Source organism: Candidatus Deferrimicrobiaceae bacterium (assembly GCA_035256765.1).
Classification (GTDB): domain Bacteria; phylum Desulfobacterota; class Deferrimicrobia; order Deferrimicrobiales; family Deferrimicrobiaceae; genus CSP1-8.
In genome coordinates this window covers 1-4,904 of record DATEXR010000283.1, presented here as the reverse complement: position 1 = coordinate 4,904, position 4,904 = coordinate 1, and the positions used below count along the sequence as shown (strand labels likewise).

Here is a 4,904-nt window from a genome sequence, read left to right as displayed (position 1 = left end):
GTTCGGGTCGAGCGGACCCACCAGCTTCCTGAGCAAACTGACCGCCGCGGCCGCGGTCGTCTTCATGATCACGTCCCTCTTCCTGGCGTACTTTTCCGGGAGCAGGCCCGCCTCCAGCATCATGAAGGGGGCAGCGCCCGTGCAGACGATGCCCGGGCCGGTCGGGCAGCCTGCGATCCCCCCGATGCCGCAGGGGACGCCCGCCCCCCCGGGGAAATAATCGCGGCTTTCGGACTCCGTTCCCGAAACCTTCCGCTCGACGGAATCCGCACCCTTTCGGCGGGACACTCCTCAACGTATAACTCGATATAGGAATGTCCCCCCGCTTCGTGGAACCCCCCCGCTGCGCCTCGGGTCCCCGGTCGGAGGATGCCACGGTCAGAAGCGCCCTCGCAACGAGGTGCGCCTCGGGCGGAGCAGGCCGAAGGAGGAGGGCGGAGTGAGACCGGCCTCCAGGAGTCCATTCCCTCAGATCCCGGCATTCGAGGGCCGCTGCATCCGCTCCGGCTTCGTTGCCCTCCCTCACCGTACCGCAGCGGGTACGCTTCGGGCGGGCGCCTCGCCGGAAGCGGCGCATCGACCCTCTCGGTGCACGGCCTCTTCGGCAACGGACCCCGGGAGGCCGGAGCGCAGCCGTGCGGGTTCACCGCACGGCGAGCCACGAACGGAGCCCCCTCCGAGGCCGCGAAGCCGGTCCCGGGCGCACTCGTAACGGGGCGCAGATGCGGCGCGCGCCGCATGGCCTTATCTCGCCTTGCGGATCTCCTGCGTCAACTGATGGGCCCGCCTCGCCGGGTCGGGGATCCGGTAGCGGGAGCAGAGGGAAAGGACGAGCTGGACCGACGATTCCACGTCCGCCAGATGCCCGGGCGACACGAAGACGGGCCTGACTGCGGCCCTCGTCCGGACGACGGCCCCGACGGTCTCCCCCTCCAGGAAGAGGGGGGCCGTGTCCCCCTTGCGCGGCCCGGGCGCTTCATGCTCCCCCACGAGCCGCTTCTTGGCGCAGCCGACGCTGGGCACGGAGAGCAGGACCCCCATGTGGGAGGCGATGCCGAAACGCCGGGGGTGCGCGGCCCCGTGCCCGTCGAAGAGCATGACGTCGGGCCTTTGGGAAAGCGTTTCCCATGCGGCCAAAACCGCCGGTCCCTCGCGGAAGGTCAGGTAGCCGGGAACGTAGGGGAACCGGACGCGCCGGACGGCGGTCTGCTCCTCGAGCACGGTCCGCGACAACCGATCGAACACGACGATGGCCGCCGCCACTACGTCCTTTTCCCCGAGAAAGGTCACGTCGGCGGCGCCCACCAGTCGGATCCGGTCGAGGAGCAGGGGGGCGAAGCGCACCAGGGAACGGAGGCGCTCCTGGACCGTGCGGGCCTCCGCAAGGGTGGACACGTGGGGCGGAAGCGAGTTCCCCGGGTCCATCAAATCAAAAACCCCGGCGATTTCTCGCCGGGGTTTTAATTTTCAAGGGGTTATTCCCCTCGGGGCGCACTAGCCCTGTCCTTAGATCACCTTGGTTACGTTTGCCGCCTGCGGTCCCTTGGGGCCTTCCGTGATCTCGAACTCGACGCGCTCGCCCTCTTTCAACGACTTGAAGCCTTCCGCCTTGATGGCGCTGAAGTGAACGAATACATCCGGTCCGCCTTCCTGGGCGATGAAGCCATACCCCTTCGCGTCGTTGAACCACTTCACAGTACCTTGAGCCAATTGCGTGTACCTCCTTCTTGAATATGCGTGTCAAACCTGAGCAGGAGTGCCCAAAATTTGAAACAGAGCAGACTTTAGCAGTCGGAATATCCCATGTCAAGCAAAGAAAACCCTCCGAAACTTTTTCTTTTTCCCCGTATGGAACGGGACGGATCCGGATTCCCGTCCTTTGAGGATAGCCGGCGGACGGAGTGATACAATACCTTTGTGACCCCGCCCGTCATCATCAGCGCATCGCGACGCACCGACATCCCCGCCTTCCACGCGGACTGGTTCTCCTCGCGCCTGTCCCGCGGGATCGCGGAATACCGGAACCCGTATTCCGGCCAGTCCGCCTCCGTCTCCCTGGAAAGGGACCGCGTGGCCGCGTTCGTCTTCTGGACCCGGGACCCCCGGCCGTTCTTCCCGGTTCTCGCGCGCCTCGAGCGCCTGGGGTTCCCGTCCGTGTTTCATGTCACCGTTACGGGACTTCCCCGGGAGATCGAACCTTACGTTCCCCCTTTCGAGGAGGCCGTTTCCGCCTTCCGCAGGCTGTCTGCGACGATCGGCCCGCAGCGCGTGCTGTGGAGGTTCGACCCGCTTCTTCCGGGGGAGGAGGCCGGCCGGCTGGTGGCGCGGTTCGACAGGGTCTCGGAGGCCCTTTCCGGACTGTCCGCCCGGTGCACCGTAAGCCTTGCCCATCCCTATCGCAAAAGCCTGCGGGCGACCCGCCGGTTTCCCGGAATCTGGGAGCCGTCGACTTCCCTGCAAGACGCCGCGGAGCGGATCGTCGCCCTGGGGCGGGCGCGGGGGTTCACGATGCTTTCGTGCTGCAGCCCCCTTCTCGCCGGGTGGGGAATCCCCCCGGGAGCCTGCGTCGACGGAGGCTACCTGCGGAGTCTGTACCCCTGCGCCGATATCCCCGCGGCCCCCTCCCCGGTCCGTCCCGGGTGCCTCTGCTCCTCTTCCCGGGACATCGGCTCCTACCACACCTGCCGCCACGGCTGCCTGTATTGCTATGCCGCGTGACGACCGGCCCTTCCTGACGAAGCGGTATTCCCTCCGGGAAATCCCGGCGGGGCCGGGGAAGGTCGACTACGACGGCGTTCTCAACCCGCGGCAGCGGGAGGCGGTCCTCCACGGGAACGGCCCCCTGCTCGTCATCGCGGGGGCCGGGACGGGAAAAACCCGCACCCTCATCTACCGGGTCGCAAGGCTCGTGGAAACCGGCGTGCCGCCACCCTCCGTCCTTCTCCTCACCTTCACGCGAAGAGCCGCCGAGGAGATGCTCCGTCGCGCCTCCCTCCTCCTCGACCGCCGGTGCGACAGGGTGTCCGGCGGCACGTTCCACTCCTTCGCCAACACCGTCCTGCGCCGCCATGCGGGCGCGATCGGGTTCGGCGAGAACTTCACCATTCTCGACCGCGCCGACTCCGGGGAACTCGTCGGGCTCCTTCGCCAGGAGATCCACGTCGCGCACAGGACCGTCCGGTTCCCGAGGAAGGAGACCCTCGCGGACCTCTACAGCCGGGCGGTCAACCGGGGGGAGGATGTCGCCGCCACCGTGGAGCGGAACGCGCCGCACTTCCTGTATTGCCTGGACGACATCCTGAGGATCCACCGTCTCTACGGGGTCGCAAAACGGGAGCGGAACCTGATGGACTACGACGACCTGCTCGTCCACCTCGCCACCCTCCTGGCGGAGCACGCGGGGGTCCGCAGGACGGTCTCCGAGTCGTTCCGCCACATCCTGGTCGACGAGTACCAGGACACCAACCGGATCCAGGCGGAGATCCTGCGGCTTCTGGCGGACACCCACGACAACGTGATGACGGTGGGAGACGACTCCCAGAGCATCTACTCCTTCCGGGGGGCGCGGTTCCGCAACATCCTCGATTTCCCTTCGGATTTCCCGGGGGCCAAGGTGGTCTACCTGGAGGAGAACTACCGGAGCGTCCAGCCGATCCTCGATTTCACCAACGAGATCATCGCCCAGGCGGCGGAGAAGTTCCCCAAGCGCCTTTTCACCTCCCGGGGGGGTGGGCAGAAACCGTCGATATTGTCCGCTCCGAACGAGAGGACACAATCCATGTTCGTCGCCGACCGGATCCTCGAACTGCACGAGGAACACGGCGTCCCCCTCCGGGAGATCGCCGTCCTCTTCCGGGCGGCCTACCTGTCCTTCGACCTCGAGGTCGAGCTCGCCAAGAGGCACATCCCGTACCGGAAATACGGCGGCTTCAAATTCCTCGAGACGGCGCACGTGAAAGACGTGATCGCCCACCTCCGGCTGATCGAGAACCCGCGGGACACCGTGAGTTTCTCCCGGGCGCTGATGCTCGTGCCCGGGGTGGGGCGGAAGCGCAGCGCGGAAATGGCGCGCCGCGCCTACGAGGAGGCGTCTTACGCCCCCGTCCTCTCCATGCTCGCCTTGATGAAGTCGTCGGAGGCGGCGGGAAGGCTTTCCGGGTGCATCCGGGAACTCGCGGAGAAACCGCTTCCTCCCTCCGAGATGATGGCCCGGGTCCTGGCGTATTATCGTCCTCTCCTGGAGGCGAAGTTCGACGACTATCCGCGGCGGCTGAAGGACCTGGAGCACCTCGAGTCCCTCTGCGCGCGCTACCGGTCGCTCTCCTCCTTCCTCGCGGAGGTCACGCTGGAGCCGCCTCAGGCCTCCGTGGGGGACATCGTGGCGCCGGAGGGGGACGACGACACGCTCACGCTGTCCACGATCCACTCCGCCAAGGGACTGGAATGGAGCGTCGTTTTCCTCATCTGGGTGCTGGACGGAAAACTGCCGCTGTCGCGGGCTGCGGAAGACGAGGAGGAGATGGAGGAGGAGCGGAGGCTTCTCTACGTCGCGGCGACCCGGGCGAAGAACACGCTGGTGCTCACCTATCCCGTCAACATCTATGAAAGGGCGTCCGGCACGGTGCTCTCGCTGCCGTCCCGGTTCGTGGAGGAGATCCCCCCGGGGGTTCTTCCCCGGTACGCGCTGATCGAATAGCTACAATTCGTCCCGGTCCTCGAACACCTTCCCGCACCAGCTGCAGAACGTGTCTTTCCGGGGGAGCCAGTGGAGACAACGGGGGCACTGCTTCTCCGCCGAAGGCTTCTCTTTTTCCTCCTCGTCGAAGGCGTCATCGTCGTAGTATTTCCAGTCGTCGCGCGCCAACGGTTCCCCTTTCGGCGGAAGGGGGCCCTCCGGGGGCCGC

The 4,904-nt window shown here is 66.5% G+C and carries 6 protein-coding genes; 2 read left to right on the top strand and 4 right to left on the bottom strand.

The window, feature by feature from the left end:
- The 3 genes from VJ307_09850 to VJ307_09840 all read right to left on the bottom strand — a co-directional run.
- On the bottom strand, window positions 1–288 hold a 288-nt coding region (locus tag VJ307_09850; GenBank protein HJX74445.1), incomplete at its 3' end, for a hypothetical protein.
- Between the two features lie 456 nt (window positions 289–744).
- Entirely contained in the window at window positions 745–1,425 is a 681-nt protein-coding gene (nfi, locus tag VJ307_09845; protein ID HJX74444.1) for a deoxyribonuclease V, read from the bottom strand.
- Between the two features lie 81 nt (window positions 1,426–1,506).
- On the bottom strand, window positions 1,507–1,710 hold the full coding sequence (locus VJ307_09840; protein ID HJX74443.1) for a cold shock domain-containing protein: 204 nt from the start codon (window positions 1,708–1,710) through the stop codon (window positions 1,507–1,509).
- Between the two features lie 207 nt (window positions 1,711–1,917).
- Here VJ307_09840 and VJ307_09835 point away from each other — a divergent pair, with 207 nt between their 5' ends.
- Window positions 1,918–2,718 carry a DUF1848 domain-containing protein gene (locus tag VJ307_09835; protein HJX74442.1) on the top strand — a complete coding sequence of 267 codons (801 nt, stop codon included), beginning with the start codon at window positions 1,918–1,920 and terminating at the stop codon, window positions 2,716–2,718.
- Window positions 2,708–4,696 (top strand): ATP-dependent helicase, encoded by a 1,989-nt coding sequence (locus VJ307_09830; protein ID HJX74441.1) that lies wholly within the window; start codon window positions 2,708–2,710, stop codon window positions 4,694–4,696. The genes VJ307_09835 and VJ307_09830 overlap by 11 nt, the downstream gene beginning before the upstream one ends.
- Here the strand turns inward: VJ307_09830 and VJ307_09825 are convergent.
- Window positions 4,697–4,904 (bottom strand): hypothetical protein (locus tag VJ307_09825; protein ID HJX74440.1); only part of this gene is annotated, 208 nt, incomplete at its 5' end.